The sequence below is a fragment of the Candidatus Sodalis sp. SoCistrobi genome (assembly GCF_900143145.1).
Taxonomy (GTDB): domain Bacteria; phylum Pseudomonadota; class Gammaproteobacteria; order Enterobacterales; family Enterobacteriaceae; genus SoCistrobi.
This window is the reverse complement of the sequence record NZ_FRDB01000194.1, coordinates 1-5,437: the sequence shown is the minus strand read 5'-3', so window position 1 is coordinate 5,437 and position 5,437 is coordinate 1. Positions and strand designations below refer to the sequence as shown.

The window sequence follows — 5,437 nt, the reverse complement described above, 5'->3', positions numbered from 1 at the left end:
GCTCATTGAGTTGACTGAAGCTAATTCGCTTATTATTCAGAAAACGCCAGACAGCTTGGGTAGTTGCGAAAGTTGATTTTTGAGCACTTGCGAGGTCTTTAACCGCAGAAGCAAGAAGAGCCGCGGGTGTCATATGCTGTTTAACCAGCGTCTGATATCGGCGGGTAAGGCGAGAGTCAATCCCGCCAACAGATAGGTTGAAATCATTCTGCAAAGTAATAACAGGTATCACGATAAATGTGTAGATACCTATGGCCTTACGGCTGGACGGCGAAGCGCGGGATTACCGGCTGGCGCTGAAAGCGGCGCTTAGCGGCGAGGGCCTGCCGCCGGCGGATATGACTATGGACGCCAAGGGCAACACCGACGGCTTTACGCTGTCGCGCCTGCGGCTGGCGCCGTTGCAGGGCAATACTGACCTGAGCGCGGTCGTGGACTGGCAACGCGCCATCAGCTGGCGCAGTGAGCTGGCGTTAAGCGGTATTAATACCGCCCGCCAGTGGCCGGACTGGCCGGCGCGGGTGGAGGGGAAAATCACCAGCCGCGGCAGCCTCTACGGCGGCAACTGGCAATTACAGGTGCCTGAACTGGATCTGCACGGTCAAATTCGTCAGAACGCGTTGACCGCCAAGGGATCGCTGCGCGGTAACGCCGCCGGTCAGTGGCAGGTGCCGCAGCTGCTGCTGGCGCTGGGGCGCAACCAATTGAACGTGAAAGGCGAGCTGAACGAGGCCTTCGCCTTGGACGCCGTGCTCAACGCGCCGGCGCTGAACGGCGCGCTGCCGGGCCTGGGCGGTCGGGCGGCGGGGAATATCAAGCTGCGCGGTAATCTGCAGGCGCCGCAGTTGCTGATGGATCTCGACGCGCATGCGCTGCGCTGGGGGGAAATGAGCATTGCGCGTATCGCGCTGCAGGGGGATGTGCGCTCCAGCGACATCGTCCGCGGCAACGTGCAGCTGCGGCTGGATCGCCTGCAGCAGGGGGCGCTGTCCATCGCGCAATTGACCCTGGATGCGACCGGCGATGAAAAGCAGCATCAACTGAAGCTGGCGATGCAGGGCGAGCCGGTGGCCGGCCAACTACAGCTGAACGGCAGCTTCGACCGGCAGCAGCAGCGTTGGCAAGGTACGCTGAGCCAAACCCGCTTTGATACGCCGGTGGGGGAGTGGCGGCTGACGCGCGCCATGACGCTGGATTACCGGGCCGCGACGCAAAATCTGGTCATGGGGCCGCACTGCTGGCAAAACCCCAATGCGCAGATCTGTGCGCCGCAGAATATTGACCTCGGCGCGTCCGGGCAGGCGAGTGTGCTGCTTAACCGCTTTGACCTGGCGATGCTAAAACCGATGCTGCCGGCAGAGACGCAGGCCAGCGGCGTCTTTACCGGCCGGGCCGATATGCGCTGGACCGCGGGCGGCGGTTTGCCGCAGGGTAAAGTGGCGCTGGTGGGCAGCGGCGTGAAAGTCAGCCAGACCGTGCAGGGCAAGACGCTACCGGTGGACTTTGAGACGCTGACGCTCAATGCTGCGCTGGATAAGGGCCTGGCGCGTCTGGACTGGTTAATAAAAATTGCCGGTAACGGCCAGTTCAACGGTCAGGTGCAGGTCGCGGATCCCCTGAGCCGGCGCGGGCTGTCCGGCAATGTCAATATCAATAATCTCTCGCTGGCGCTGTTGAAACCGCTGCTGTCGCGGGGCGAAAGCGTCGATGGGCTGGTTAACGCCGCGCTGCGTCTCGGCGGGGATGTGCAGCGGCCACAGCTTTACGGTCAGCTGGGGCTGGAGCGTCTGGTGATCAAAGGCACTTTCATGCCTTTTGCCATGACCGACAGCCGGCTGGCGCTTTCCTTCGCCGGTACCCGCTCCGCGCTGCAAGGCCTCATCGGTACCACCCATGGCCAGCTCAACCTGACCGGCGACGCCGACTGGAGCAGGATGGAAGCCTGGCGCGCGCGCATTAACGCGCAGGGCAACCGGGTGCGCATCACCGTACCGCCGATGGTGCGGCTGGATATGTCGCCGGATATCGTGTTTGAAGCCACGCCGACGCTGTTCGCCCTCAACGGTAAGGTCGATATCCCCTGGGCGCGTATCGAGGTGAAAGATATGCCGCAAAGCGCGGTCGGCGTCTCCAGCGATGAAGTGCTGCTGGACGATAACCTGCAACCGGTACCCGACAGCGGCGGCGGCGCCGCGATCCCGATTAGCTCAAATCTGCTGGTTCACGTCGGCCCGGATGTGCGCCTTGACGCTTTTGGCCTGAAGGCCAGGCTGACGGGCGATTTGAAAGTGGCGCAGGATAAACAAGGGCTGGGACTTAACGGGCAAATCGATATTCCCTCCGGCCGCTTCCACGCCTACGGGCAGGATTTGATCGTCAATAAAGGCCAACTGCTGTTCTCCGGCCCGGTCGATCAGCCTTATCTGAACATCGAAGCCATTCGCAATCCGGATTCGACTGAAGATGATGTCACTGCGGGGGTGCGGGTGACCGGATTGGCCGATCAGCCGAAAGTGGAAGTCTTTTCCGATCCGGTCAAATCCCAGCAGGAGGCGCTGTCTTATTTACTGCGTGGACAGGGTCTGGACGCCTCTGGCGCCGACAGCAATATGATGACGTCGATGTTAATTGGCATGGGGGTTGCGCAAAGCGGGCAAGTTGTGGGTAAAATCGGACAAGCATTCGGGGTAAGCGATTTGGCGCTGGATACCCAAGGGGTTGGCGACAGCTCCCAGGTGGTGGTCAGCGGATATATCGCGCCCGGTCTGCAGGTTAAATACGGTGTGTGTATTTTTGATTCTTTGGCGACGTTAACGCTGCGTTATCGTTTAATGCCTAAACTTTATCTGGAAGCCGTGTCTGGTCTTAACCAGGCGCTAGACTTGCTCTATCGGTTTGAGTTTTAACCATGCGAATAATTGTTTATGGTAGTCTGCGACGCAAACAGGGAAACAGTCACTGGATGACGAACGCCCAATGGCTGGGAGATTACACTATTCCATGCTACGAACTTTACGATCTCGGCCATTACCCGGCGGTAGTGTCGGGCAATGGCGCGGTCTATGGCGAAGTGTACCGCATAGATTCCACCACCTTGGCGGAGTTGGATGCGCTGCGCACCAAAAGCGGCGAATACAAGCGCATCCTTATCGGCACGCCCTACGGCAGCGCCTGGATGTATCTGTATCAGCGTCCGGTGGACGACCTAAGGCTGTTGCCGGGAGGAGATTGGGTACGCCGGCACGAGGATCACTCCGACGAAGCCGGCTGAGGCGTAAAAAAACCGCTCGGTGAGCGGTTTTTTTTTAGCGCCGAGACGACTTTTTTTTAGCGCCGAAAAGACTTTATAGCGCCGTGATGACTTTTTAGCGCTGTGCCGACTTTCGGCGCCGTGATTACTTTTTGGCGCCGAGACGACATTTTGGCGCCGTGATTACTTTCTGGCGCCGTGATGACTTTTTGGCGCGCTCAAAAGAGGCGATGATTTCGGCTTTGGCCGCGTCGGCGTTGTCCCAGCCGTCGACCTTCACCCATTTGCCGGCTTCCAGATCTTTATAGTGCTCGAAGAAATGGGTGATTTGCGCGCGCAGCAGCGGCGACAGATCGTCGACGTCTTTGATGTGGTCATACTCTTTCGACAATTTGGTGTGCGGCACCGCCACCAGCTTGGCGTCTTCGCCGGACTCATCGGTCATTTTCAGCACGCCCACCGGACGGCAGCGCACGACAGAGCCCGGCTGCAACGGATAGGGTGTGGGCACCAGCACGTCCACCGGATCGCCATCCAGTGAAAGCGTGTGGTTGATATAGCCGTAGTTACAGGGATAGAACATTGCGGTGGACATGAAGCGATCGACAAACAGGGCGCCGCTTTCCTTGTCAACTTCGTATTTAATGGGGGAAGCATTAGCCGGAATTTCAATGATCACATAAATATCTTCCGGCAGATCTTTGCCTGCGGGTACTTGATTCAAACTCATGGCGTTTTCCTTAAACTTTCCAATTAGTGGCAAGGCGGCTAGTATAACCGATTTCCCCCGGCGCCCGCGGGTGGGCTCACGCTGTTGCGCCGGTCACACCGGCGGCTGCCCGGCCTGTGGCGCGGGCACATAGAGTAACAGCAGGGCAGTCTGCGCTGTCGCGCCGACCTACTCCCCGGCTTAAACGCTATCTGGATAATCGCGGATAAAGCGCTCGACGTCGTTAACCATTGACTCCGTGCCGGTGAAGAACGCGGAACGCTGGTGCAGCTCGTGCGGCTGGATGTCCAAAATACGGTTTTTGCCGTCGCTGGCCTTACCGCCGGCCTGCTCAGCCAGAAAGGCTATCGGATTGCATTCATAGGCCAGGCGCAGCTTACCGTTGGGGTGGGTTGCGGTGCTGGGGTAAAGATAAATGCCGCCTTTGAGTAAATTGCGATGGAAATCGGACACCAGCGAACCGATATAGCGCGAGGTGTAAGGACGGTGGGTCGCTTCGTCCATCTCTTGGCAGTATTTGATGTATTTCTTCACCCCGTTGGGGAACTTGATATAGTTGCCCTCGTTTATCGAGTACATCTGCCCGGTGGCGGGAAAACGCACGCTTTCATGGGACAGGCAAAACACCCCCAGCGACGGATCGTAGGTAAAGGCGTGTACGCCACAGCCGGTGGTATACACCAGCATGGTGGAGGAACCGTAGACCACATAGCCCGCGGCCACTTGTTTGTTGCCGGGCTGAAGGAAATCTTCTTCGGTCACCGGTGTGCCGAGCGGGGTTATGCGCCGGTAAATGGAGAAAATGGTGCCAACCGAAACGTTGACATCGATATTGGACGAGCCGTCCAGTGGATCCATCAACACCACATACTTGCCGTTTTCCACCCCTTCAAAGACGACGATTTCATCTTCTTCTTCGGAAGCAATGCCCGCCACTTGTCCACGGGCTTTCAGCGCCGCTTTCAGCTTTTCATTGGCGAACAGATCCAGCTTCATCTGGACTTCGCCCTGCACGTTTTCAGCCCCGCTGGTGCCGAGGATATCCACCAGTCCCGCTTTGTTGATGTCACGGTGAATGATTTTAGCCCCGAGCTTTATCGCTGAAAGTAACGCGGTAAGCTCGCCGGTGGCATGCGGAAAATCATGCTGCTTCTCAACAATAAACTCGCCTAAAGTTTTCATGACACATTCCCTGAATCTTTAAAAAGGACCCTGAAGCTACGGATGAAAAGCGGTATAATTTTTTTACCACTACGCGTTTGTCCATCCAGTTTAGCCTAAACGGATTACCAGTACATCATCAAATACCGTTTCTATCAATCGGCCGGGGTGAATCACCCCGGATAAATTAGAGTCTATACTTTAAAAGTGGAGGTCTCTATGACAACGACCAAACGTTACTCTCCGGAAGTCCGTGAACGGGCAGTTAATCTAGTGCTGGAAACTCAGCATGAGCA

General features: G+C 57.4%; 3 protein-coding genes and 2 pseudogenes. 2 read left to right on the top strand and 3 right to left on the bottom strand.

Features of this window, described 5'->3' with window-relative positions; translation table 11 throughout:
- A pseudogene (locus tag CINSTRO3249_RS17700) lies at positions 1-232 on the bottom strand (hypothetical protein); the annotation flags it as partial.
- Between the two features lie 25 nt (positions 233-257).
- Here CINSTRO3249_RS17700 and CINSTRO3249_RS12255 point away from each other — a divergent pair.
- Positions 258-2,906, top strand: a pseudogene (locus CINSTRO3249_RS12255) (translocation/assembly module TamB domain-containing protein); the annotation flags it as partial.
- A gap of 2 nt (positions 2,907-2,908) precedes the next feature.
- Positions 2,909-3,271: a gamma-glutamylcyclotransferase family protein gene (locus CINSTRO3249_RS12250; RefSeq protein ID WP_074013487.1), complete on the top strand. Its 363-nt coding sequence runs from the start codon at positions 2,909-2,911 to the stop codon at positions 3,269-3,271.
- A gap of 124 nt (positions 3,272-3,395) precedes the next feature.
- Here the strand turns inward: CINSTRO3249_RS12250 and ppa are convergent, their stop codons facing one another.
- Both ppa and fbp read right to left on the bottom strand, forming a co-directional pair.
- Positions 3,396-3,980, bottom strand: coding sequence for an inorganic diphosphatase (gene ppa, locus CINSTRO3249_RS12245; protein ID WP_074013486.1), 585 nt, complete (start codon positions 3,978-3,980; stop codon positions 3,396-3,398).
- Positions 3,981-4,160: 180 nt separating this feature from the next.
- Complete coding sequence (gene fbp, locus CINSTRO3249_RS12240; RefSeq protein WP_074013485.1) at positions 4,161-5,162, bottom strand: class 1 fructose-bisphosphatase; 1,002 nt, start codon at positions 5,160-5,162, stop codon at positions 4,161-4,163.
- Positions 5,163-5,437 lie beyond the last annotated feature (275 nt).